Origin of the sequence: Paenibacillus sp. FSL R5-0701, from assembly GCF_037973995.1 — a bacterium.
In the GTDB taxonomy this organism is placed as follows: domain Bacteria; phylum Bacillota; class Bacilli; order Paenibacillales; family Paenibacillaceae; genus Paenibacillus.
On sequence record NZ_CP150230.1, the window covers coordinates 3,124,218 to 3,149,682 of the forward strand.

Genomic DNA, 25,465 nt, shown 5'->3' on the forward strand with positions numbered 1-25,465 from the left:
GGTTTCCATGAAGGCTGATTCTGCACAGAATCAACAAGAAACACAGCAATACAAGGTATTTCCGATTTTGTTCGCGATGCTGCTGAGCGGCTTTATTGGTCTGTTTGGAGAAACGGCATTAAACGTGGCATTGACGCCACTTATGGCTCTACTGGAAGTAGGTCCTACAACGATTCAATGGTTAACTACAGGTTACTTGCTTGTGTTGGGAATCCTGGTACCGGTATCCGGTATGTTGCTGCAGTGGTTTACCACAAGACAGCTGTTTACAACATCTTTGATTTTCTCGATTGCAGGAACATTTGTTGCTGCACTTGCACCTAGTTTCGAAATTCTATTGGTGGCACGGGTACTACAGGCGATAGGTACAGCACTATTGTTGCCACTGATGTTTAACACCATATTGGTTATTTTCCCGATTGAAAAACGTGGAGCGGCCATGGGATTGATCGGTTTGGTTATCATGTTTGCGCCAGCAAGTGGTCCGAGTATCTCCGGTCTGATCCTGGCTAATCTGAGCTGGCATTGGATCTTCTGGATCTCCTTGCCGTTCTTCCTGATCTCACTGGTATGCGGCTTGTTGTTCTTGCCGAATATTTCGAAACTGACCAAGCCCAAAATTGACATACTGTCCATTATCCTTTCTACCCTTGGTTTTGGTGGTATCGTATACGGCTTCAGTAGTGCAGGAGGACATGGAGAAACTGGCGGTGGCTGGACAAGTCCGGTTGTTATCTCCACTATCGTAATCGGCGCACTGTCCTTGTTGTTATTCAGCATCCGTCAGCTGAGAATGAAACAGCCAATGATGGATCTGCGAGCGTTCAAATATCCGATGTTTACGATTGGCTTGATCCTGATATTCATCTGTATGATGATGATGCTGTCATCCATGCTGATCCTGCCAATGTATCTGCAACAAGGTATGGCCGTTACAGCGTTAACTGCCGGACTGGTTCTATTGCCGGGCAGTTTGCTGAATGGTTTACTGTCTCCGGTTATGGGTCGACTGTTTGACAAGTTCGGTCCGAAGTGGCTTGTGATTATTGGTCTGGCTATCGTAACGGTTGTACTCTTCATGTACACTGGAATTACACCTACAACAACACTGGCGAAAATCATTACGCTGCATGTGTTCATGATGGTCGGAATCTCGATGATTATGATGCCTGCACAGACGAATGGTCTGAACCAATTGCCACGTGAGTATTATCCTCACGGTACTGCCATCATGAATACGTTGCAACAGGTTTCCGGAGCGATTGGTACGGCTGTTGCGGTAAGTATACTGAGCGCAGGACAATCCCGCTTTTTGAGCGGAGTGGCGAACCCGGAAAGTCCAGAAAATCAACTGGCAGGTTTCACGTCAGGTGTACAGAATGCGTTTGTATTTGCATTAGTTCTGTCGATTATCGGTCTGATTACTTCACTCTTTGTGAAACGGGTCAAAGTAGGATCAACGCCAGGACAACAAGGTCCTATGCATTAATCCATTAACTAACATGAATAATTGATATAATATAAGAGCGATGGGTTCCTAGTATAGGAGCCCATCGTTTTTTTTGTTTTTACATATTGCCCTTTTTTGGTCTTGACGTGAAACGGGTTACAGCCATTAGAGTAATAATGTAGACGGAATACGGCGGTTTAAAGAATGAATTTCAGAGCAAATACTTCATGTTCCGGCAAAATTGTATATGTTCATACTAATATAAAAGGGTAATATAGAATGTATTAGTACAATTTTTAACCAATTCGAAAACGGTTTATATTTTATTTTTAATCAAGGAGACATCATTATGATCATCATTAATCCCATTGGCGATAACATTGAAAAGATGCTGTTGCACTACGAAAAAAACGGCCATCTCACTCTACAGGCTTCGCTTATCAGTAATCGCTCGGTTGTATATAGATTGCAAGACTATTGTCTCAAGGTATATGCTTCACGTGCAAGATTGGATGGGGAGATGGAAAGTGAGGCACTTAGGGCATTGCAGAGTAATCCTTATGCACCTAAATTGTATGCGTATTCACCAGGTGAGTACACCCTGACAGAGTGGATTGAAGCATTCAAACTGAAAGAGTACCGTGTGACATATGGACACATTCCTCCCAACTTGATATACGATATGTTTACGACGGAACTTCAGCAGATTCATGCTGGATATTGGGACTGGGATGTGATCCGATATGAGAATTTGCTCTGGACCAAGACAGGTGAAGTGAAGAGAACGAACTTTTGGTTGTGTGAGCCTGTGAACTCCAGACGTGAGAGCTTATATAACCAGATCATTCGAAGAATTGATAACATCTACAAGGGCGATCAAACCGAAATGGAGGCGATGGAAAAGTACTTTTATCGTCACCAGTTGACTTCATTAGAGATCGAACAAGCTTTCAGCGATTTCAGGTCCCAACGGCCAAGACTGGCGATAGCACAATAAATCTCATACTTAAAACCCCAAAGATATTAGAGAATCTTTGGGGTTTTAAGTATGAGATAACATAGCCTTACTTTAGCAGGGTGTACGTTACTTCTTCACCAGGGCCAATATCTCATCCGCAACGAAGTCCGGGCGATATTGATGGATGTAGTGATCGGTATCTTTAATGGTCACCTGTTTTGAATCATCCGACCAGGATTTAAATTCAACTTGAGTTTTGTCCCATTCGGGTTCACTGGCACCGAGGTAATCAGCGGTCAGTATGGTGAGGGGAAACGGTAATTTTTGCTTGTGATCTACGACCACTTTGGCATTGGCAGCTATTTCACGTAATTCATCCAACGTGTTAGCATTACCATAGTTGTACAACAGCGCAGTTGTATCCAATTTTTTTAGATCGTCGGGTACAAGTTTCAATTCATTACGATTGGCATTGGAAGTTTCGACAACCAAGTCAGATTGCATCGAGAGGCGGAATAGTCCGGTTTGGATACGTAATTTATTCGCAAAACCACCAATTGTGTCTGCCAAAGAGTCATCGTCATTCGAATAATATTCGGGACTCCCGCCATCAATCATGACGATGCCTTTCACGAGATCCGGGTATTTTTGTGCAAAACGGATGGTCTCCAGCGAGCCGAGCGAATGTCCAACTAATACATAAGGCGGCTTCTGTCCAGATACCTGCAATAACTCGTGTAATTCTTCAGCTACGGTATCGACATCACGTTTCTTATCGGTCCGATCGCTATATCCATAGCCAAATCGATCATATACAGCGAATTTAGTGTTGGGAGCAAGCTTTTCATATAATGGATAATAATCTACATAGGGATTAGCAGTACCCCAGCCGGAGGCGAGGACGACTGTTACATCGCCTTCTCCTCCAGTATATAGATGCATATTGTCTCCATGGACTTCGTAGAGCTTTCCAGGGGGGACGAGTATTTTGGCATCCTGCCTTAAACCCACTTGTTGGTAGATCACGCCAGTACCCAGAAGCAACAGAACTATTGCCAGGTCAAATATCAAAAACTTAACTAATCTTTTGCGCCATTTCTTCATGTTCTCTCACATACTCTCCATGTATTTTCTCTATCATATATGCCTAATCTTATACGAGAGAAAACAGAGTCTTAATTCTATCTTAATTAACCGAAAATTGTATATCAACGGCCAATGAATTAATATATAGCTACGATATGAATATATCTTAAACAAAAGTTGAATCACAGATTGATTATATAGAACAGAAGGTATGTATAATGACAAAATACGAAAATCAGCTTCCGACATCAGCCGGCATGAACTTCAAATCCCTAATCAGTATATTGAGAGATTCCATGCGTGGCAATGTAGAGCGGAGGCCATCTGGCACGATGCCTATGGAGATATGTGAACCTGCTGAAACCTTGAATGCATCCGATAATCCACAGGTTACATGGTTCGGTCATTCGGCCTTTTTGCTTGAGATTGAAGGTCACAGATTGCTCTTTGATCCGATGCTGGGCAATCGTCCATCCCCCGTATCCTGGGTAGGTACCAAACGTTATAGCACGAATCTACCGATTCAACCGGAGGATTTCCCGGCGCTTGATGCAATCATTATATCGCATGACCATTATGATCATCTGGATTATGACTCCATCCGCAGATTGAAGGATAAAACAAAGCGATTTATCGTGCCACTTGGCGTCCGTCGTCGAGTGATTCAACTGGGTGTGCCTTCAGAACAGATTACCGAGCTCAACTGGTGGGATGAGTTATCGTTCAAAGGTTTAACATTCGCTTGCACGCCAGCTCGCCATTTCTCGGGCAGAGGATTATTCGACCGTAATTCTACCTTATGGTGTTCGTGGGTCATCGCTGGACAACATACAAAGGTATTCTTTAGTGGTGACAGCGGATACGGTCCTCATTTCAAGGAAATTGGCAGTAAATATGGTCCATTTGACCTGACCTTGATGGAGTGTGGGCAATATGACGAGCGTTGGTCCAACATTCACATGATGCCGGAAGAAACGGTGCAAGCGCATTTGGATGTAGGGGGTAAGTTGCTCATTCCGATTCATTGGGCCGCATTCACGCTCGCCTATCATGCCTGGAATGAACCGGTTGAACGGATTACGAAGGCTGCACATGCTTTGAACGTTAAGATTGCAACTCCCAAAATCGGCGAGAAGGTTGTTCTTCATAAGGAGGATTACCCTACACGTCCATGGTGGAGACCGGAATTAGGATAAAAATAAAAGCGTTCAGCTCATCGAATGAGTGGACGCTTTTTCTATTGCATTTACATCAGGATCGATAGTGCACTGTAAATTAACAACATACCCATGACGATATTAACAGGACGCTCGTATCTTAATAAAAAGCTCTGGAATAACATACCACCAAACGCCCAGGTCATATTGGCACTAATACCGATGAAGGTGAGCAGCAAGGCAAATACGATTAAATGAACATGGGACTGCCCAAGAGGCAGAACAAAAACGGATATGGCAGTAAGCCCATACAGAATGACTTTGGGATTGATGAATTGTAGGGTGAACCCAAATAGAAATGAATAATGATTGACCTTGTTGTCTTGCGAATCTGCAGGTTTACTTCGCATGATTTTGAGTGCCAGATAGAGCATATACACACATCCTAAGACGTTCAAGACAGGTGTGATTCTAGGAATGTATTGATGAAGAATAAGGTTGAAATAACTGGACAGAAACATAATAAGCAGGCAGCCAGTTGCAACTCCACTAATAAAAGGAAGGGTCTTGAGGAACCCCTGATTTCTGGCATGTGTCATGGAAATGATATTGTTGGGTCCGGGTGTAAATGAAGCAATGATTGCATAGGTCACTAAAGGTATGATATTCATGGTTCCTCCACGTTTTCTTAGTTGTGTGATATAATGAACTGAAATGTACGTTATAACGTACGGTCTTTATTATTGTACAATATGTACGTTATAAAGCACAACACATAAATATAAAATGAGGAGGATGGATTTTGAAAAACATTAATAGTATTCTTGCTCAGAACCTGAAACAGCTTAGGGAACAACGAAAACTCAGTCTGGACAAGGTCGCCGAAATGTCTGGTATTAGCAAGACCATGCTTGGTCAGATTGAACGTGGTGAATCCAATCCATCCATTGCAACCGTGTGGAAGATTGCTAATGGCCTGAAAACCTCCTTTACTGCTTTGATTCACGAGCCGAAGTCAGATACTACCGTTGTAACGGGCGATGATATTCAAGTATTGATGGAAGACGAGGGCAGGGTTCGAATATATCCGCATTTTCCTTTTGAAGAAGGACGTCGCTTTGAAATGTACATGATGGATATGGACCCCAAGTCTGCGTTGAATGCTGAACCGCATATTGAAGGTACGGAAGAATTTATTATGGTTTTTGAAGGAGAAGTTACGATTCGGGTAGGGACGGAAGAATATATGGTGAACCAAGGGGAGTCGATCCGTTTCCGTGCAGACAAGCCCCATACCTATATTAACTCCGGTGCTAAGTCGAACAGATTGAACATGGTTATTCATTATTCAAAGTGACAATAAAGCAGCCTGATGTAATGAACTGAAACTCCTTTGTTAGTTGTGTCTCACAAAGGGTTCGGTTCAATACATTGGCTGCTTTATTGATGTGTGCACTATGATGGAGCCCAACCGCTCGCGATAGGGGACTCTGAGTTAAGGCTTTTCTTTGGCCTGACGCTGGATTTCCTTGGCTGTTAATGCTTTATCATATACTCTTACATTATCCAAGCTTCCGTTGTAGAACGGATCAGCCGTATAACGACTCTTGCCTACATAAGCTTCCGTTACCTGCAGATCTTTCGGGTTAAAAGTAATCTCAGAGCTGCTTGCAACCGATGTACCATTTACATACAGAGTTCCTACATCGCCCTGAAGGGTTACAGCCACATGAACCCACTCTTTAACAGGCAGTGGATTTGCTGCAATCAGGCTCTGATCCCGTCCCTCATTATGGATGGTGAATTGTAATGCCCCATTATGTTGGGAGGGAGTAAGGAACATATGCCTCGTCAAGCCATTTCCAAAGTCGAAAATACGCTGCCAAGACCCGCCACCGTCCCAATTGATCCAGGCGCTAAACGTGAAATCCGTTGTATCTGTAATGAGTCCAGGTAACTGAATGTAACTGTCGGTTCCGTTAAATGTGGCAGCCTGATTTTTGCCACCAGCAGTAGAACTGACCACATTAAAGGCTTGTCCGTGATATTTGTTTTTACTGGAATCCTGTGCGACTTTGGCAAGTTTCTTGTGTTCAAAAGTATACTCCCCGAGCAATGGGCTTACCGCTTGCTGTGGAATGATAACGTTAAACGTTTTGGAGCTTACCGCAGTTCCTTTACGAATCGTGGCGGTTAATTTGACTTTGGCATCACCCTTACCAGCGCGTGGTCGCTGCACTACACCTGTAGCGGATAGAGCCGAAGCATTGGAGCTTTTCCACGTAATGTCTGCATCACTTGTTCCCTTGGTAGGCAGAGACAGATTGAAGAACACGTGATCCGTATTGCTAATGCTCAGGTCCTTTTTCACCGCATCTACAATGTCCTGATCACTCCGTTCAACACCTTGACTTCCCCAGATGGCAATTCCGGAGGAGGAGAGGGCGCTAAAGGTCAGAACCGTACTTTGAGATTCCGAGTTCCATTCATGTGTGAAAACGCCTTTGTACACAACGTTATTCGAAGTGATCTGAACCTTGTTGTCTGCGTCAAGACTCCAAGTTCCTGTCACGGCACCATGAATCTGCCCATCTGCCGTGAACTGAGCGGTCTGGGATGACTTAATGTCCGCCGTGATGTCCTTACCATGATTCACCCATTGGTACTGACCAGCGATATCCTGAGTTGTCAGTTGCGTTGTATCCTCTCCCAAAGCCGCATAGCGATATGGAGAAACAACGGGCCAACCATCTGCATTCATATGCATCTCATGTACGCGAACTTCATGCTCTTCGCCACGCCCTGGAAAGCGGGTATGGAAGATAAGAAACTGTTTGCCAGTCTCCGGATCAACATAAGCAGAGTTATGTCCTGGCGATACATAGCCGCTACCTAGGCCTGTGCCCGGATCACCGATCTGTCTCTCGAACAGGAAGTTCCCCATTAATTTGACTCCAAAAGGCTCAATAGAACGATCATCAAACAATGGTTTATCCTTGTCAGCTTTAACGTTGATCATATCGTTTCCTTCCGCATCGAGGAAAGGCCCATCCGGTGTTTGGGAGCGAGCAACACGAATGTTGTATCCTCCATCAGCACCTAGTCCACCGTAAGACAGGTACAGATAATAATAATCGGTTTCGGGACTGTAGAGCATGTAAGGTGCTTCAATACGACTATGATTGCCTCCGGTCAGCTTTTTGCCATAACCTTGATTCGGCAGTGGTTTGCCTGTCGTTGCATCCATCTCCAGAATGAAAATCCCCCCGGAGTATGAGCCATACACCATCCATAACTTGCCGTTTTTATCATAAAAGACATCCGGATCAACCACATTGGGATGAATCGTTGCATCGTAAATGGTACCATCCTCACTGATCTGATCCCACATGCCGGATTTCAACAGAATGCCTTGATCCTTATAAGGCCCTTCGATGTTGTCTGCGACAGCAATGCCGAGCGCTGATCGCGGGGAGTCCCCTTTACAAGCATTGTAGTACATATAAAATTTGCCGTCCGCGAGCTGAATGACATCTGCCGCCCATAACGTATCCGTCTGCGCCCATTCCAGCGCTTCAGCGAATTCCTTGGTTACATTGGGGACAACAGGATTGTTATCTGTAACGCCGGATGCGACCAAATCCCAGTTCAAAAAGTCTTTGGACTTGGCTACTTGCAGATGAGATCCAAAAATATAAAACGTATCATCCACTTTAATGACAGAAGGGTCATGAACGGAAACATTTTTGAATGATGGAGCAGGAGTTGCGATAGTTGTGGTGGAGGATTGCGAGTTACCCAAGGTTGCCCCCAAACCATTTGCAAACACCGAGACCGGCGCCAAAGTTGTTGCAGTAATTAATGCGGTGCTTAGTACAGAAATGTTAAGTACGCGTACCCAATAACGTTTCATACGTTTCCCCTTTCCTAATCCCCGGAATGAAAAATTAACCGATACTTGGCAACACACGATATAAGGTTTGGCAGCCCTCCTTTGGAGCAACTCCTAAATCAAGCGCTTTCATTTGTTATATTATCAATTGGTTTATATGTTTGTAAACCATAAATATAAAGTTTATAAGACTAAAAATGAATAATTAAAGAGAGACGGGAAGAGCCGATACGGCTCATTACACTCAAATAAATCAGTTGTCTTTCTCAAATTAGGATTGAAATTGGGATCGATGATGCGATATTATTACGTTTAAGTAATGTGTTTAACTATATATCAATCATTTTATATTAATGCGAATCAAAAGGGTAAATCGACAATCCCCAACTACATAGGAGGTAAGAACATGAGCACATATCAAAATCAATTAATCGCACAATACACGTTCGAGGATACCGTTCAGATCGGAAAGGACAGTTCCGGTAAGGGACATGATGCTATAGCCAAAGGTGAAATCCTACCTGTGGTATCCGAGGTGAGAGGTAGATCAGCGGTAACTTTCAACGGGGGAGCGAATGGAACTTCTTATCTGCAATTACCTTCAGATCTGCTTCGGGATGTAAGCGATAACACAGGAATTACGATTGCCACTTGGGTGTTTCTGGGTAAGGGGTCTAATGTGTGGGAACGCATTTTTGACTTTGGTAAAGGGGAGAAGGGACCGTATTTATTTCTGACACGTCAGCTTCTGGGTACGTTATACGCTGGTGATAGTCTGGTTGTCCACCCAAGCCGGGGAGTTGCAAGTGGAGAATGGATACATATTGCACTCTCCGTAACAGGTAGCCACGGGGGGACGTTGAGCAGTGCAGGGCCAATTGTATATGTAAACGGGGAGAAGGCGGCAGATGGATCGATCAGTCAGACGTCCAGTGGCAATTATGCCAAATTACGCGAATGGTTTGACTCTTTCACCGATTCTGAGAATTATAGCCAGAATTATATTGCACGTTCCCAGTATGCAGCGGATGTGGACTTTGCAGGTTCGTTATCCGACTTTCGGATCTACCAAGCAGCGCTTACCATGGATGAAGTCATTGAAGTCATGTGTGAATCACTGACAGATGAAGCGATTGTGAAGCTTGCGGCGGACAAGTACTTGTCCTTCCCCAACCGAATCATCACCAAGGATGTGTCACTGCCGGCACACTTGTTGGGTGGTAAAGTGTCTGTTGGATGGAGTTCCAGTAAGCCGGAAGTCCTGACCGAGAACGGAGAGGTCCAGGCAATCACATCGGCACAAGAGGTTACGCTCCGTGCGCTTCTGAACAGAGGTGATAGTGAGCAGAGTCAACGCTTTGACGTGTCTGTTGTGCCCGCGCATCTCCCGCCTTATACGGTCACCATCCATGGAGATCAGAAGGTAGCTGATATCAGTGAAGTCATGTATGGGCTGTTCTACGAGGATATTAATAACGCGGCAGATGGCGGAATCTATGCAGAGCTTGTTCAGAATCGATCATTTGAATCTTTTGCATTTGATACGTACTCGCATGACTCTGGAGAATGTGGTTGTTCGACAGGTCGAAATCGTGAACCTTTGTTTGCCTGGTCAGGCGATACGGAGAAAATGCTCGTACAACATACGGATGGACTAAACGTTCATTTTAACGTGGAAGACCCTGAAGTAAATGCTTATTATGTAACGGTTCAGGATGGGGCAACGATTCGAAATCGTGGATTCTCAGACTCCAACCAGCATTGTGCCATGTCCATCAAGCAGGGTGAATCCTATGACTTTACCGTATGGGCAAAAGCAGAATCGGCAGGAACAATCACCGTTCAATTGCAGGATGGAAGGGACATATCCATCAGTGATTCGGTAACACTGCATGTTGAAGGCGGGAACACATGGAAGAAATACGGTTTGTCTCTGATTGGAACGGAGACTGTACTTGGTCAACTGGCACTTACGTTTGCAGGTGACATCTCGATCGATATGGTGTCCTTAGTCCCTCAGAATGTATGGGGAGCTGATCCGACAGAAGAGGGAATATCGGCTACGGCACATGCCAACTACACAGGTAACCCGAACTATCGATTGAGAAAAGATCTAATCCAGGCACTCGCAGATCTGCATCCAAAGTTCTTGCGTTTTCCGGGAGGATGTATCTCGGAGGGATCTTTTATCTGGGATAACGTATATGACTGGAAGGATTCTGTGGGTCCGGTTGAGCTCCGCAAAGAAAATTATAATGTCTGGGGTTACATGATGACGATGGGCCTCGGTTATATGGAGTACTTCCAACTGGCGGAAGATCTGAATGCCGCTCCGGTTCCAGTCATGGCTTGCGGTGTGTTGTGTCAGGCACGCTCGGATTATGCTCACCCTGCGGGTGGCGCTTTAAGGGATTATTATATCCGCAACTTTACAGATCTGATTGACTTTGCGCTCAGTACAGACTTTGAACACAACGAATGGGCGGCGGTACGAAGCCGGATGGGACATCCTGAACCATTCGATCTTCGTTATCTGGGTGTAGGTAATGAGAACTGGGGCACTGAATTTTTTGCCAACTTCGAAGTATTCAAACGTTCGATAGATGAGTACATGAAACAGAACTATCCTGATCATGAGCTGCATATTATCTCGACGGTTGGTGCTCAGGCGGATGATGATGCGTATCAGGAAGGATGGAAGTTCCTCAGCGGAAATCTGACCGGATCAGCTCAAGTGGCTTTTGCCGATGGTACTGAGGTGATTGAGGAGACGGTAACCTGGTATGAGAACCAGGACAATTACATGGACACCATCGCAGATGAGCACTACTACCGCTCCAATGAATATTTGTTGAATAACGTAGATCGATACAACTACTATGACCGGGCCTATCTTGAAGACGGAAGTATCGATTGGAAAGAAACATCCAAAGTATTTGTGGGAGAATATGCTTCCACGGACAAAAACACTCTGGCAGGAGCGGTCGCAGAAGCTGCGATCATGACCGGATTTGAAAATAATGCAGACGTTGTTCGTTTGGCTGCCTATGCGCCATTGTTCAACAAAGTACTAACGGACGGTACCTACCGCTGGACGCCGGACTGCATCTGGTTTGATGATGAAACAGTATGGTATACACCGAATTATTATGTACAGCAGCTTTTTGCAAAATATGTAGGAGATCAGGTGCTCGAGACTTCATTCTCCACCTATAGCAAAGGCAAACCGCTGAATCTCATTCCGCGTGGCGGCATCGAGATTGCAACAGGTCATGCAGACATCGTGGTGAAACGAGTCACGGTCACGTCCAATGTGGATGGCGCCATATTGCTAGATGAAGATTTCAGGGAACGCACAGAGCCTAGTGAGGCATGGAACCAGATTCCCGGATCGGAAGGATATACGTTGGCCGAAGGAAAAGGACTCATTTTGAAGGCACAATCAAGTGGATTGAATGGATTGTACCTGTTGAATGACGAATGGACTAACTACAAGGTGCAGGTTGAGGCTGAAAGAATTTCAGGTGAGGATGGTTTTTACATCGGCGTGGGACTGACAGATATCTCGTCCGAGAACAAGGATGTCATTGAGTACGCAATCAGTTACGGGGGAAGTGCCACAGCGGTGAAGGTGTACAAACAAGGGATTGAGGGTTATACCTTAGGAGACTATTCATCCAGTTCGGCAGCGGGTAACCTGAGAGCGGCCAACTATGAACCACTCGAGAATGGGACCGATTACACAATCACGGTTAACTATGGTGGAGATACAGGAAAGAATCTGATCTGCTCCTATACAGACGGTCGCAATATCAGCAAGGTTCTGGATTACAAGCTGGAAGCTTACAACAGGGAAGTATTCCACTCTGTTACAAAGGACGCACGGCATGTGTATGTGAAACTGGTGAATGCAGATGGCGTGGATAAATCAACCCGGATTTGCCTTCAGGATCTGAAGGTTGATGCTTCAGCCAGATTGATCACACTTACTGGAGAAGATCATTTGGTGCATGTGCCGAATGTGAATCAGAAGAATGATGAGAAAGTGGTTCCCCAAGAACAGGAGATCAAGTTGAATGGTGAATCAGTGATCGTTGGTTTGTCAGCTCATTCGGTAAATGTTCTTATTATGGATCTTCTGTAAGCAAAATATATAAATAAAGGCCCCCTTAAGCAGACATCTGTCGTTTGCGATAAGGGGGCGTTTTGCTATTGAACTTGTTTTGAACTAGAAAGCAATTACTTTTCCACAAAAGGATTAACATGTCCTTAGTACGGTATGTTAACCAATAAGGACATGGTCCTCTGCATAACCGATTTTGGATGTGCGTTTCTTCTGAGCCAGTGCAAAAGCCAGAGTTAATGGTCCCAATCGTCCTGCAAACATCGTAATAGAGACTATAATTTTACCGGCAACACTCAACTCACTTGTCAGACCCATCGAGAGTCCTGTGGTGCTAAATGCTGAAGTGGCTTCAAACAGAACATCCAGAAAATGATTTTCAAGAATGCCTTCGGATATCGAGAGAAGAATGGAGATCCCTAGTACAAAGGCGAGAGAACTTAAGACAACAGCGAGTGCACGCATTACTGTTTCTTCTGCAATTTTACGCTCAAAAGCATGAATCTGTCCGCCGCCCCGAAATGTTTGTATGGTCGCAAGAACAAGGACCACAAAAGTATTGATTTTAATTCCTCCACCTGTTCCGCCGGAAGAAGCCCCAATGAACATTAGAATAATAATGAAAAATTGGGATGTGGCCAACATACTTCCAATGTCAATGGTATTGAATCCAGAGCTTCGAGGAGCGGTGCCCTGAAATAGAGAAGCCCATATACGTTCACTGTAAGATAAATCAGCGAACGTTGAAGGATTCCAACTCTCGAGTAAAAAAATGGTGAGGAATCCAATCAAGTAAAGAGAAAAACTACCGATTAACACAATTTTTGAATGAAGAGAGAGCTTTCTCCATGAACGTTTGCGGAATACATCCACAACCACAATATAACCCAAGCCGCCAATGATAAAGAGCGTAATGACCGTAAGATTAACAATCGGGTCACCAACAAATGGGGTGAGGCTGTCACTCCAAAGAGAGAAACCCGCATTATTGAAGGCAGAGATGGAATGGAATATGGCGTAATAGAAAGCTTGTCCCCATCCCAAATCGCTCTGCCAGCGCAATGTAAGAACCACTGTAGCCAGCGCTTCAAAAGCAAAGGCTATAAGTACAATATACATGGATAGCTTAACCAGACCTTGAGCTGAGGAGGTATTGGTGGCTTGTTGAATAAGAAGCCTCTGTTTCAAGCCAATCCGTTTCCCCAGAATAATGGCAACCATTACACCGAGTGTCATGAACCCTAGTCCACCAACCTGAATCAAAATCATGATAACGACCTGTCCGAATGTTGAAAAGACACTCCCTGTATCCAAGACAATCAGCCCATTTACACATATAGCAGAGGTTGCTGTGAACAAGGCATCAAGTAAACCGATGGAAGTCCCAGTACTTGAAGATATGGGCAGTGCAAGCAATATGGCTCCGATCCAGATGAGAGTGAAGAAGATCATCATGATGAGTTGGGGAGGACTCATATTATTTTTCAACTTGTTCACAATCGATTCAATGTTCGTCAGAGCCGAAGTTCCCGTTACGCGTTTATCTCTTTGTTTCATAATCACTCTCCAGATTTCGAATGTCATCGTTACTACCTATTAACAAGAGCATATCTCCCGCACGGACGGTGTCTTCCGCCATGGGCGAGATATTCAGGTTATTCCCCGTTTTGATGGCGATAACGGTACATCCATATTCAGCCCGAATATTGAGTTCTAGCAATGTCTTCTGATTCATGCTTAAGGGAGCTTTGATCTCGACCAGATTATAATCTGAAGACAATTCAATGGAATCTATGATGTTGTCTGAACTAAGCTGATTACCGAGTCTCGTGGCCATGTCACGTTCAGGGTAAACAATCTGATCCGCACCGATCTTGCTAAGCACACTACCGTGGTTATCATTTTTGGCCTTGGCTGTTACTTTGGGCACATTAAGTTCTTTCAATAACAGAGTGGTCAGTATACTTGCTTGCAGATCTTCGCCGATCGCAACAATGGCGTGTGAAAAGTTGCTTGCCCCAAGCTCCATAAGGACTGATTTGTCAGTACAATCTGCTTGTACGGCATGGGTTGCCACCGTTGAAATTTCCTGAACAAGAGTTTCGCTTTTGTCTACTGCGAGCACTTCATGCCCATTTTTAATGAGTGTGTGTGTCAAGCTTGAACCGAATCGTCCAAGACCAAGTACCATAAACTGTTTTTTCATAATATCCCTCATTGTAATCAAAATAAATAACGGTTTACTCTATATCCTAATAGGTAAATATTACATTACGTACACAGGATTGTAAGGTTTCATATTGTAGTTAACAAACCCTGTCCAACATATCTATGTCTATGCATATCTCCAAAAGAGTTCATTCTAATGCCTCAAGAATAGAATTGCAACTGATTCGTTTCTTTTTTGGGATATGCTGTTGAACTGTGGAAAGCAGTCAACAAAAGATACCCAAAGTAAATAGCCCACACTATTGCGGTGATCTGGCTGCTCCTATAATAAACGTTGAAGGAGGAGTCAGCTATGCGTTCCAACTACAAACAATTTATCCGAAACGTTCCGCTTCATCTTATGATTCTGCCTGGACTGCTCATTATTATTGTATTCGGTTACATTCCGATGGCAGGTCTCTCTATTGCCTTTCAGAATTTCTCTCCCATTGCCGGATTCAAAAATCTAAATTGGGTGGGTTTGGACAATTTCAGGTATCTGTTCGATCTGCCGGGGTTCTCGCAGGTTGTATGGAATACGGTATTTATATCGACGATGAAAATTGTGTCCGGCTTGGTAATTCCGGTACTTGTAGCCTTATTGCTCAACGAGGTTCGCAAGACAGGATTTAAACGAACGATTCAGACGGTGATCTATATGCCTCACTTTTTCTCATGGGTTATTCTGGCGGGAATCATCGTGGATGTGTTATCTCCAAGCACCGGGATCGTTAATATGTTGCTGAAAGCCGTGGGCATTGACCCAATTCAATTCCTGGCCAGTAACGAGTGGTTCCCTTACATACTTGTCATCACAGACCAATGGAAAGAATTCGGATTTGGGACCATTATCTATCTGGCCGCCCTCACTAATATTGATAAATCTCTGTATGAGGCCTCTGTTATGGATGGTGCGGGAAGATGGAAGCAGACATGGCATATCACGCTGCCAGGCATTCGCCCGATCGTCATTTTGATGGTAACGCTTAGTCTGGGTAACGTACTTAACGGTGGCTTTGACCAAGTGTTCAATCTCTATAATCCATTGGTATATGAATCAGGAGATATTCTGGATACGATGATCTACCGGATCGGATTGCAGGATGCTCAGTATTCTGTATCGACAGCGTTGGGTCTGATCAAATCTGTCGTGTCTTTCATTTTTATCGGACTTGGTTATTTCTTGGCCTATCGGTTCGCGAATTATCGGATATTCTAGAAAGGAGGCAGAATCATGCACCATGCTTCAAGAGCCTATCGGTGGTTTCTAGGGTTTAACTACGTCATCCTGACGATTCTTGCCTTGTTATGCCTGTTCCCGATTGTGAATATATTAGCGATTTCATTTAGTTCAAGTGATGCGGTAAAAGCGGGTAGCGTCACATTCTGGCCTGTCGATTTCACGTTGTCCTCCTATCAATACATTCTGGAAAATCAGCAATTCCTGAACTCATTCGGCACAAGCCTTCTTCGTGTCGTTCTGGGGGTTACAACCAATCTGATCTTCACGGTTCTCGTAGCTTATCCGCTCTCCAAAGAGGCTGCTAAATTCCGTTCAAGAACGTTCTACGCGTGGATCTTCGTATTCACCATGTTGTTCAGTGGAGGGTTGATCCCGGGTTACCTGGTGGTTAAAGAAGCGGGGCTGTTGGATTCCATCTGGGCTTTGATTCTGCCGGGCGCCGTTCCGATCTTCAATGTACTTCTAATGCTTAATTTTTTCCGGGGATTGCCGAAGGAACTTGAAGAAGCTTCCTGGATGGATGGGGCAGGACATTTCCGCACCCTATGCAGCATCTATCTTCCTATTTCTCTTCCCAGTATCGCGACCATTACGCTGTTTGCCATGGTGGGACACTGGAATGCCTGGTTCGATGGCATGATCTACATGAAGAGCCCGGAAGGCTATCCGCTGGCTACATATCTTCAGTCCATGTTACAGCAGGTAACGATGATTCAGAGCGAGATGATGACGCTGGAGGATGCAACGCTCTTAAGTCAGGTATCGGATAGAACAACCCAAGCTTCCCAGATCTTTTTGTCCGTTATTCCGATTCTGCTCGTGTATCCGTTCCTGCAACGGTATTTCGTTCATGGGCTTGTCGTTGGAAGTGTAAAGGGATAAGATCGGTAGGAGGAAAACCGATCGATGGAAGGAGCCGATTTCTGGCTCCTTTTTTGCTATTGAGGAGAGGGGAGATGGAATATTGAGATTCATTCGGGGGAGATGGAGAGAGTCATCCATTGTCGTCAAACTGATGATTGCTTTTGTACTGGTCATTCTGCCCTTGTACGGGATAAGCATAATGATTACGCAACTCAGCTCCAAACAAATGCAGACGGAGGTGGAGAAGGCACATGAGTCCAAATTGTACTTCTACCATAATCATCTGCAATTCGAATTGGAGCGAATGAGTGCGCTGGTTACCGAATTTTCATTTGATGAACCCATGTCCACGCTAAGTACACGAGCCGCGATTATGAGCAGATATGAAGTCACGTCCAGTCTGAACAACATTCACAATAAGCTGGGTCAGATTATGGTAACGAGTCCCTACATTAGTGATGTGGTGTATTATGTTCCCGCTCTGCATAAACGAGTCAGTGCGGTGGACGGGATTCGGGACGTAGAGGATACCGAGTGGAAGAATCTGCTCGCGACGATGGGGAATCTGAATGGCGAATTATCGCATTCCAATAACGATCTCTATTTCCTGAAAAGTAATCCGTATAACATGAACCATGAGGAGCCACCTAATTTCATATTAGGGATACGCTTGTCTGCTGAAGAACTGAAACACCGTTTGCAGCAGCTGTCGGAAACGGGTGAAAGTGAGATTACACTGAGTTTTGGTGAACAGCAACATGTAGTGATCTCTTCTTCAGAGCAGCCAGCACCTGTAAACCCGATTCGAACAGTTTCACCTGAACCATCCGAGTCCATGCAAGTTACGAAGTTCCAATCTGATCCATATCTATATTATTCGTTACATGATAAGGATCACTCGTTCACGCTGACAGCCACTATTCCGCAAGATGTGCTGAGCGCACCGCTGGAACAATACAACGTATGGTTATGGATGGTGACCTTCATGTCGGTTGTGATCATTGTTGTCTTCTCGTTTTCGATCTACAGATCGATTCACCAACCCTTAGCGGTGCTCATTCGAGGATTCAGGATGGCAGAGCAGGGCCAGACAAGCGTACATATTCCTTCATCCAGAAGGGATGAATTCGGCTATTTGTACTCTCGATTCAACCATATGATAGAGCGCTTACATATTTTGATCGATGAGAATTATGTTGCACGGATTCGAACAAGTGAAGCGGAACTCAAGCACCTGCAATCCCAGATTCAACCTCACTTTCTATACAACAGTCTATTCAGCATCAAGCAAATGGCTGAAGTGGAGAACGTGGAGCTCATTCAGGAATTCACCGACTACCTGGGTCAATATTTCAGGTATATGTCCCGTGATTCTCATACGGAAGTATCGTTGGGGGCTGAGATTGACCATGCGCTGGTCTATGCGTCCATTCAGAAAATCCGGTTTGGTTCGAGGATTCAATTGGAATTGGAGGATCTGGGTGCAAGGTACAGAGTTATTTCTGTTCCCAGAGTCATGATTCAGCCGATCGTAGAGAATGTGTTTGAGCATGCACTAGCCAAACGTAGCCAGGGAGGTATTCTACAGGTTTCGTACCAAAAGGATCAGGATAACCTGTCTATTCGCATCGAGGATGACGGGGATCAGTTAACCGACGCAACATTGAATTACTTGCAATCTGCCTTCGAGGAAACAGAGCGGAAACATGGAAACGAAGAGATAACCGGGCTCATGAATGTGAATCAGCGATTAAGAATCAAATTCGGGGCTGCCTATGGTCTTACAGCGCAGCGAAGTGAGCTTGGTGGATTGTGCATTATAGTGAAGATTCCATGGAAAGGGGAGTAGGATTATGCAGCGGATGCTTATTGTCGATGATGAACCTGTTATTCTGGACGGACTGTATGCGTTCTTTCAAAAAGCAAATCTTCAGGACATGGAGATAATCAAGGCATACTCTGCCTATGAAGCTATTGATTGGTTGAACTCGGTAAAGATTGATATTGTACTCAGCGATATCTGTATGCCTGGCATGGATGGCATGCAGTTGATTGAGCAGATTATGGACCGGTGGCCACGATGCAAAGTTCTATTACTAACGGGACATAACGAATTCGATTATGCACACCAAGCGATTCGAAATCCTTGCGTTGTTGATTACCTGTTAAAGACAGAGGGCATGAACCACATTCGGGCTGCAGTAGAACGGGCATTAGCACAGATCTCGGAAGAGAATGATTTTCGCTACCAAGCTGCCTGGTTTCGCAGTAAATTACCGCGAGCGCTGCCCCAGTTACAGCGTCAATTGCTGCTTGATGTACTTAAGCGAACGGATAGACATGATACCGTTTCACTTCAAGAAGAACTGGATGCTGTGCAGCTACCTTTCGAATCCGATCAACTCGTTATTCCAGTGATCATCCGGGTAGAAGAATGGAACAACTATCAATCCCAGGCGGATCGCAGTCTAATCCGCTATGCCGTTGCCAATGTTGCGGAGGAGCTGCTGCAAGACAAGGCCAGGGTGAAGGCGATTGATCTGGACACTCAGGTCATCGCGTGTTTTATTCAATCGCAAGAGGCGCATTCGTCACACATATCTAATACGCAAGGGGAACGAGGGAGTCAGCCGGACAGCTGGAACCAGACCCTTCGTTTTGTCTATGGCACACTGGAGTCTGTGCAGCAATCCTGTGCGGACTGCCTGAACCTGTCTGTATCCATTATGGTCAGCGAGCAAGCGGTAGAGTGGAGCAGGGTTAATCAGGCGATCGCGCAGTTACGCCTGTCGATTCATGAGAGCCCCGGGTTTGGGATGGAGAAGCTCTTGCGTGTAAATATCCAGGATGAATTGCCATACACCCCTAGCATTATGAATCAACAGGGTGTTGTAGCGCTGCATCTGGATCAGATCAAACAGCGAATAACCGCCGGGGATCGGGAATGGATAGAGTCCTTCCATAAATGGACTGAGGCGGCGAAGGAGGGGCTTCAAGATCCGTTCTTTCGTATGAAAACGTATACGGGTGCAGCTAGTATACTCATTGAAGTCCTGCATGAACTAGGGTTGTATGAGTCGGCACTGGAAGAAATATCGCTGTCCCGAATGCTGCATTTTGACATCCATACGGCATGGTCCGATCTGGTCATCTTTTATCAATCGGCATACGAATGGATGATCTCCAAACGAAGCGATGCCCGCGTGAACGACCAATCACAGATTCTGATTACGATCCATCAATACATCAAGCACCATCTGGAGGATGACCTCTCACTCACACGGATCGCACAGGAAGTCTCTCTTAACCCTTCTTATCTGTCGCGTTGGTATAAACGAATTACAGGTAAAGGCATATCCGACTACATCCATGACCGTAGAGTGGAGCGAAGCAAAGAGTTGCTTCTGGGTTCTTCTTGCAAGATGCATGAAATATCTGCGAAGGTTGGATTTAGTGATCAACATTATTTTTATCGTTTCTTCAAAAAAGCAACAGGCTGCACCCCTCAAGAGTATCGGGATCAGAAAAGTTAAATGATATTTCAAATGGTAAATCAAAGATACCAGATGTCAACGGGGTACACTCGAAGTGATAGCGCTTTCTTTATAAAATAAAATTATATATAAGATGAGTCAAATTAAACCTTGAACGGAGAGAGCAGAAAAAAACTGAAGAAGCGAAGCGTTCACCTTTATCAACAGATTTCACCCATAGAAAAAGGGATAAAGGAAATCTGGGGATAACAGTGATCGGAAGGTTATTCTGCTATCGGAGTGGATGTTTAATATTTATAGTTCATCTTATATACCTCACGGGAGGAGAAAAAAGGGGGATTCGCATGAATATATCATTCAAGAAGTTCTCATTATTAACATTAACCATGGTGCTGGCCACCACGCTTGCTGCCTGTTCGTCTGGTGCGGGAAGCGCCGAGAATGAAGCAGCGCCGAATACACAGCAGGATGCGGGAGGACCACTTACGAAATATGACCCACCCATTAAATTGACTTCCACCATGAATGAAACAGGGAAAGAATCGCTCGCCCAAGGAGATACACACGCCAACAACATCTGGACCAGAGGGTACAAGGATGAACTCGGTATTGATGTAACGTACGAATGGATCGTTCCGGATGCCAATTATAACGATAAGATGAATGTCACGCTGGCGAGTGGTGATCTGCCGGATGTACTGAAAGTAAGTGCTGTTCAATTCGAACAACTTCATGAAGCGGGAATGCTGGAGGATCTGACCGAAGTATATGACAAGTATGCATCCGAACTGGTGAAGGAGTTCATGGCTGCTGAGGATGGAGCAGGTCTGAAGCCGGTAACGAAGGATGGGAAAATATATGCCATGGTAAGCTTCCCGGGCTCGCTGGATTCTTCTGATATGATCTGGATACGCCAGGATTGGCTAAAAAAGGTCGGTCTTGAGGCACCCAAATCCATGCAGGATGTCATCCAGATTGCAGAAGCCTTTACCTTCGAAGATCCAGACGGAAATGGCAAAGATGATACGTACGGTATTGCCTTGAACAAAGATTTACCTATAAATGCGTTCTTGCTCGGTTATCATGGTTACCTCGAAACCTGGATTAAGGATGCTTCAGGTCAAGTCGTGAATGGAACGATCCAACCGGAAGTGAAAGAAGGATTGCGTGAACTTCAGACTCTGTATCAGAAGGGTGTGCTTGATCCCGAATTTGGCGTGAAGGATTTTGCTAAAATGATGGAGGATGTGAATGCAGGTAAGTCAGGCATGTTCTTCCTGCCACAATGGGCACCATTTCAGGTTAGCAGCATGATTAAGAAAGACAAAAACATCGACTGGATGGCTTACCCGGTTCAATCGATTGATGATCAGCCAGCCAAAACACAGAATCATCTTAGTCTGGGCGGTATATTTGCCGTTCGCAAAGGCTACGAGCATCCAGAAGCGTTGATTAAACTTCTTAATTTTCAGGCTGAAAAAATGTTCGGTGAGTCTGCCAAGGAAGAACGGGCTGCTTATTTGAATGGACTGACAGGTCTTGGTTTTCATAATGCGACAGTCTCCAACCTGCCAGCCAACAAAAATGTGAAAGCACAGGATGAAGTAGAGCAGGCGCTCAAAACAGGAGATACCTCTGGATTGGAACTCGAAGCGAAGCTGTTCTATGACGATATTATGGATTATCGGAATGGGAATCTCGATAAGTGGCATATGGAGCGTATCTTTGGCCCAGAGAGTTCACAAGGTGTGATTAAATACTATCGGGATAATGACCTGATTGTTATGAATGAATTCATCTATGCACCAACGAGAACGATGAATACCAAACAGGCAACACTTGATAAACTGAGAGCCGAGACGTTTCTGAAAATCATCTATGGTAATTTGTCGATTGACGAGTTCGATAACTTTGTAGCCAATTGGAAGAAACTTGGCGGGGATCAGATCACACAAGAAGTGAACGACACCATCGCAGCTAACCAATAAAAGGATTGAATTTCATAAGATCAAAGAAAAAATGAAAAATGGTGCGCTCCCATAAGGAGAGGCACCATTTTTTGGGGCTAATTATTTTCGTTTCAATAACAGAACCCCACTGATTTCAGACGTTTTGTAGCGGTATACCACTTTGAATCCAATATCATTGTCCAGCAAGCAGTTCAGTGCATTGATCAGCCGTGCACCAGGAACCAGTGTGAATGTACATGGAGATGTATTACCAATCACACGTACACTTTGGATTCTGCGCGCAGAACCGGGAATGAGCGGATTTCTAGACCAGTAGATTAATACCAGATCCGGTTGTGGAACAGCATTGACACGAGCCATACTAATCATCTCTTTTCTATTAAAGGTTCTTAATAGTAGATGAAAAGTAGAGGAAAGGGTGTTAGACGGAAGACATGATGTTTAATAAATAGACTCTACTTATTCGTTGAGTGCTGTTTGGATGGCAACTTGTCCCCTGGCGTTCCCTTGCCGTTGTTTTTATTGTGACGCGCTTTTTCGGCATTTTCGTTAACTTTCTTCACAAAATCTTGAGTACTTTCCATTGTAAATTACAGCTCCTTCCATAAGCAAAATGTGTATTCCGATTGTTAATATAACCACTGGCAAGTGATATTATTTTGGTGACATCGCTAAATTTAATTCTGATTCCACATTCCTAGGTCAGTTGGGACATACTGGACATGGGAGGTTCATGCATCTAAACTAGATAGACCAGACACACTAAGAAGGGATGCGCAGATCCATACCATGTTGCAGAAATTCGGGTTTACACAATATGAAAGTCAGGTATACGAGGCTATATTCGCGCAGGATGAACCACTTGATGCCACATCGATTGTAAATTACTCCAACGTTCCCAAAGCCAAGATCTATGAAGTGCTTAATCGCCTGATCGACAAGGGAACGGTGCTGACAACGATGGATGGGAAGAAGAAACTATATATGGCGGTGGATCTTCAGTCCATTATCCATAAGATCAAGGCTGATTTTGAGAAAGATATTGAGGAATTGAAAAGTTACAAAATCAAACGTACATTCACCGATGAACATATCTGGACGTTAAAAGATGAGTCGTCCATCGCATCGAATATCGAACAGCTTATCGAGGAAGCAGATTCATCAATTCTTTTTCTGGCCTGGAATGAGCGAATGGAGAAATATCGTGAACTGCTGGAGCAGAAGGAAAAGCAGGGCGTATACGTTGAAGTACTTGCCGTTGGGGGCATGGAGACATCCTTAAACCGGATATACTCGTTAATCCCATTGCTAGATGCACCGGAACCTTCACAGCTGCTTATTGTGGATCATGCATATCTGCTGTTTGCCGGTGTGGAGCATGATTCATGGCGAGCGATCAAGACGATGTCCAAACCGATTGTTAAAGCGATGACGGATTATTTCTACCATGATGTTGCACTTACTCAGATTACCAAAAAATACGGTGACCAACTATTACAGGATGCTGAAATCGAGAAACTGCTCACCAGGTTGATCTATTAAAACTATTCTCTCGCAGGATAGTTTTTTTTGTTATATCTTTGTTTGAAAAAAACATGAAAATAACTATTGAAACTTTCATTTTTATGGGTTACTATCGTAGTTGTAACTTTTTGAGGAGGATTCAAAAATGAATAAGAAAGTATATGTGCTTGCTATCGCAGCATTTGTGGTCGGAACCGTTGAACTGATCTTGGGCGGGATTCTGGACCTGATTGCTACGGATCTTCATCTTTCCCTAGCGAAAGCCGGGTATTTAATCTCTATTTTCTCACTTGTCTATGCGTTGTCTGCGCCGATTTTATTAAATATGACGGCCAGATTCGAGCGTAAAAAGGTATATATGTGTACACTATTTGTTTTTCTGATCAGTAACCTGATCTCTGCATTCAGTACCAGCTTTTATATGCTGATGGCGGGCAGAGCACTCGGAGCCGCAACGGGTTCACTTATTTTTGTGCTCTCCCTGACCCTTGCAGCACGTATTGTGGAACCACAATACAAAGGACGTGCCGTGGGGATCATTACCATGGGAGGCAGCGCATCGCTTATCCTGGGTGTACCACTTGGTATCTTTGTAGGTAACTTGGCAGGCTGGCGTGAGGTGTTTATGTTGATCGCTGTTCTAACCACAGTGGTTATGATGGCCATCTGGATTGCAATGGACCGTGTTCAGCCTATTCCTGCCGTATCTCTGAAGAAACAGCTTACGGCTCTGTGGAATCCAAAAATGTTGGCAATCCATGCTACAACTTTGCTTGTACTGGCGGGGCACTTGACTTTATATGCGTATTTCACGCCATTTTTGCAAGAAACGCTGGGTGCCAGCGCCACGATGGTTACCTTTATCTATATGATGTTTGGGATCGCCGCTGTTGCAGGTGGAGGCATAGGTGGCATGTTATCTGATCGTCTCCATCCTGCCAAAGCCATTGTTATTGTGCTGATTCCCTTTATTGTGACTATGGCTGTCATTCCGTTCAGTGTGGGATTGCCTTTGATCGCCTTCTTACTGCTGTTAAGCATCTGGAGTGCACTGAGTTGGACCGTTACGCCTGTACAGAATAGTCTCATTATCAAAACTTCGCCGGAAACAGCTGAAACGCTAATCAGTACCAATTCAGGAATTGCACATGCAGGTATTGCACTGGGTACTTATATCGGTGGCATGGTAATTGATCATTCATCGATTCTGAACACTGGATGGGTTGGTTCTGTGCTGGTTTTGCTTGGTTTGGTGTCTGCCATCTATGCCATTAGCGTTAAGGAAAAAACCGTTCAGGCGGTTGCTTAGAATAAAGAAATTGGAGATTGGACAAAAGGTTTGAACCTCTGCATTCCCATAGTCTAATGGGTGTAGAGGTTTTTTTATTGTTGATACACTAGAGTACGCGTCAGTAGATTAAACCATTTTCATATCGAGAAAAACTTGCTTTATTCATGGTAATCTATATAATTAAAAGAGTTTTAAAAAGTGTTAT

At 44.5% G+C, this 25,465-nt stretch carries 19 protein-coding genes; 12 read left to right on the forward strand and 7 right to left on the reverse strand.

All coding sequences use genetic code 11. The features are described from left to right. Positions 1–7 precede the first annotated feature (7 nt). Together MKZ13_RS13890 and MKZ13_RS13895 are read left to right on the forward strand one after the other, a co-directional pair. Positions 8–1,489, forward strand: coding sequence for a DHA2 family efflux MFS transporter permease subunit (locus tag MKZ13_RS13890; protein WP_221819641.1), 1,482 nt, complete (start codon positions 8–10; stop codon positions 1,487–1,489). 310 nt (positions 1,490–1,799) lie between these two features. Further along, positions 1,800–2,447, forward strand: a complete 648-nt coding sequence (locus MKZ13_RS13895) for a hypothetical protein (RefSeq protein ID WP_339184758.1) — start codon at positions 1,800–1,802, stop codon at positions 2,445–2,447. Between the two features lie 87 nt (positions 2,448–2,534). Here the strand turns inward: MKZ13_RS13895 and MKZ13_RS13900 are convergent, their stop codons facing one another. Further along, positions 2,535–3,512 (reverse strand): alpha/beta hydrolase, encoded by a 978-nt coding sequence (locus MKZ13_RS13900; RefSeq protein WP_221819512.1) that lies wholly within the window; start codon positions 3,510–3,512, stop codon positions 2,535–2,537. A 200-nt stretch (positions 3,513–3,712) separates the two neighbouring features. Here MKZ13_RS13900 and MKZ13_RS13905 point away from each other — a divergent pair, with 200 nt between their 5' ends. Further along, positions 3,713–4,690 carry an MBL fold metallo-hydrolase gene (locus MKZ13_RS13905; RefSeq protein WP_339184761.1) on the forward strand — a complete coding sequence of 326 codons (978 nt, stop codon included), beginning with the start codon at positions 3,713–3,715 and terminating at the stop codon, positions 4,688–4,690. A gap of 50 nt (positions 4,691–4,740) precedes the next feature. Here the strand turns inward: MKZ13_RS13905 and MKZ13_RS13910 are convergent, their stop codons facing one another. Continuing rightward, entirely contained in the window at positions 4,741–5,322 is a 582-nt protein-coding gene (locus MKZ13_RS13910) for a LysE family transporter (RefSeq protein ID WP_339184763.1), read from the reverse strand. A 131-nt stretch (positions 5,323–5,453) separates the two neighbouring features. Here MKZ13_RS13910 and MKZ13_RS13915 point away from each other — a divergent pair, with 131 nt between their 5' ends. After that, positions 5,454–6,008 (forward strand): XRE family transcriptional regulator, encoded by a 555-nt coding sequence (locus MKZ13_RS13915; protein ID WP_339184765.1) that lies wholly within the window; start codon positions 5,454–5,456, stop codon positions 6,006–6,008. A gap of 138 nt (positions 6,009–6,146) precedes the next feature. Here the strand turns inward: MKZ13_RS13915 and MKZ13_RS13920 are convergent, their stop codons facing one another. Continuing rightward, positions 6,147–8,564, reverse strand: coding sequence for a family 43 glycosylhydrolase (locus tag MKZ13_RS13920; RefSeq protein ID WP_339184767.1), 2,418 nt, complete (start codon positions 8,562–8,564; stop codon positions 6,147–6,149). A gap of 385 nt (positions 8,565–8,949) precedes the next feature. Between MKZ13_RS13920 and MKZ13_RS13925 the strand changes: the two genes are divergently transcribed. Beyond that, positions 8,950–12,687, forward strand: a complete 3,738-nt coding sequence (locus MKZ13_RS13925; protein WP_339184769.1) for an alpha-L-arabinofuranosidase C-terminal domain-containing protein — start codon at positions 8,950–8,952, stop codon at positions 12,685–12,687. Positions 12,688–12,825: 138 nt separating this feature from the next. On the opposite strand, the gene MKZ13_RS13930 is transcribed toward MKZ13_RS13925, so the two are convergent. Both MKZ13_RS13930 and MKZ13_RS13935 read right to left on the reverse strand, forming a co-directional pair. Next, entirely contained in the window at positions 12,826–14,223 is a 1,398-nt protein-coding gene (locus MKZ13_RS13930; protein WP_339184771.1) for a TrkH family potassium uptake protein, read from the reverse strand. After that, entirely contained in the window at positions 14,207–14,872 is a 666-nt protein-coding gene (locus tag MKZ13_RS13935) for a TrkA family potassium uptake protein (RefSeq protein ID WP_221819505.1), read from the reverse strand. The genes MKZ13_RS13930 and MKZ13_RS13935 overlap by 17 nt, the downstream gene beginning before the upstream one ends. Before the next feature lie 315 nt (positions 14,873–15,187). Here MKZ13_RS13935 and MKZ13_RS13940 point away from each other — a divergent pair, with 315 nt between their 5' ends. The 5 genes from MKZ13_RS13940 (at position 15,188) to MKZ13_RS13960 (ending at position 22,463) form a co-directional block, all read left to right on the forward strand. Beyond that, positions 15,188–16,093 carry an ABC transporter permease subunit gene (locus tag MKZ13_RS13940; protein WP_221819504.1) on the forward strand — a complete coding sequence of 302 codons (906 nt, stop codon included), beginning with the start codon at positions 15,188–15,190 and terminating at the stop codon, positions 16,091–16,093. A 15-nt stretch (positions 16,094–16,108) separates the two neighbouring features. Further along, the gene (locus MKZ13_RS13945) at positions 16,109–16,999 is read left to right on the forward strand and encodes a carbohydrate ABC transporter permease (RefSeq protein WP_339184774.1); all 891 of its coding nucleotides are present in this window, start codon (positions 16,109–16,111) and stop codon (positions 16,997–16,999) included. Between the two features lie 82 nt (positions 17,000–17,081). Further along, on the forward strand, positions 17,082–18,830 hold the full coding sequence (locus tag MKZ13_RS13950; protein ID WP_339184778.1) for a histidine kinase: 1,749 nt from the start codon (positions 17,082–17,084) through the stop codon (positions 18,828–18,830). 4 nt (positions 18,831–18,834) lie between these two features. Further along, entirely contained in the window at positions 18,835–20,514 is a 1,680-nt protein-coding gene (locus MKZ13_RS13955) for a response regulator (RefSeq protein ID WP_339184780.1), read from the forward strand. A gap of 305 nt (positions 20,515–20,819) precedes the next feature. Continuing rightward, positions 20,820–22,463, forward strand: coding sequence for an extracellular solute-binding protein (locus MKZ13_RS13960; protein WP_339184783.1), 1,644 nt, complete (start codon positions 20,820–20,822; stop codon positions 22,461–22,463). Between the two features lie 81 nt (positions 22,464–22,544). Here MKZ13_RS13960 and MKZ13_RS13965 read toward each other — a convergent pair whose 3' ends face one another. Together MKZ13_RS13965 and MKZ13_RS13970 are read right to left on the reverse strand one after the other, a co-directional pair. Then, a complete protein-coding gene (locus MKZ13_RS13965) occupies positions 22,545–22,805 on the reverse strand; it encodes a hypothetical protein (RefSeq protein ID WP_047842808.1) in 261 nt (86 codons plus the stop codon). A 95-nt stretch (positions 22,806–22,900) separates the two neighbouring features. Continuing rightward, positions 22,901–23,029, reverse strand: coding sequence for a DUF4023 family protein (locus MKZ13_RS13970; RefSeq protein ID WP_047842809.1), 129 nt, complete (start codon positions 23,027–23,029; stop codon positions 22,901–22,903). Positions 23,030–23,234: 205 nt separating this feature from the next. On the opposite strand from MKZ13_RS13970, the gene MKZ13_RS13975 reads away from it, so the two are divergent. Continuing rightward, entirely contained in the window at positions 23,235–23,987 is a 753-nt protein-coding gene (locus tag MKZ13_RS13975; RefSeq protein ID WP_036670754.1) for a helix-turn-helix domain-containing protein, read from the forward strand. 127 nt (positions 23,988–24,114) lie between these two features. Then, complete coding sequence (locus MKZ13_RS13980) at positions 24,115–25,278, forward strand: MFS transporter (RefSeq protein ID WP_339184784.1); 1,164 nt, start codon at positions 24,115–24,117, stop codon at positions 25,276–25,278. Positions 25,279–25,465: the final 187 nt, after the last annotated feature.